This window comes from Paenibacillus enshidis, assembly GCF_042136365.1.
Classification (GTDB): Bacteria; Bacillota; Bacilli; order Paenibacillales; family Paenibacillaceae; genus Paenibacillus; species Paenibacillus enshidis.
In genome coordinates, this window is sequence record NZ_JBHHMI010000081.1 from 1 (window position 1) to 491 (window position 491).

Sequence of the window (491 nt, forward strand, 5' to 3'; positions counted from 1 at the left end):
TATATCTTCAAGCTTCACAGTGAGGGTCTGGGTAAGCAGAAGATTGCCGATATCCTCAATAGCGAAGGTTATAAAACCCAGCGACAGTATAGCTTCCAGCCTTCAACCGTGAAAGCGATCATCAATAACCCGGTCTACAAAGGCTGTCTTGTCCTGCACGACCGCAAGTATACGAAGGAAAATGGCGAGTATACCTTCAAGGTGGTGGACACCGTCATCACGAACGATGCCCATCCGGCCATCATTCCCCCTGACGAATGGGAGCAAGCGAAACGGGAGCGTGCGGAACGCGGAGCCAAGGCGGCGGCGCTGCGCGAGAAAGCGACGGTCAAGACAGGAACCACGATGCTGAAGGATTTGCTGTTCTGTGGCATATGTGGAGGAAAGCTGTTTGTGACAAAGGAGCGAAACGGGAAGTATCTCATTAAACCCTGTGAATACCTGCTGCCGGACAGCGGGGAGAAATGCGGAAATCATGGCATGAGGCTGAT

Annotated in this window: 1 protein-coding gene; it reads left to right on the forward strand. The window is 52.3% G+C overall.

Features of this window, described 5'->3' with window-relative positions:
• On the forward strand, positions 1-491 hold a 491-nt coding region (locus ACE41H_RS25165), incomplete at both ends, for a recombinase family protein (protein ID WP_375358313.1).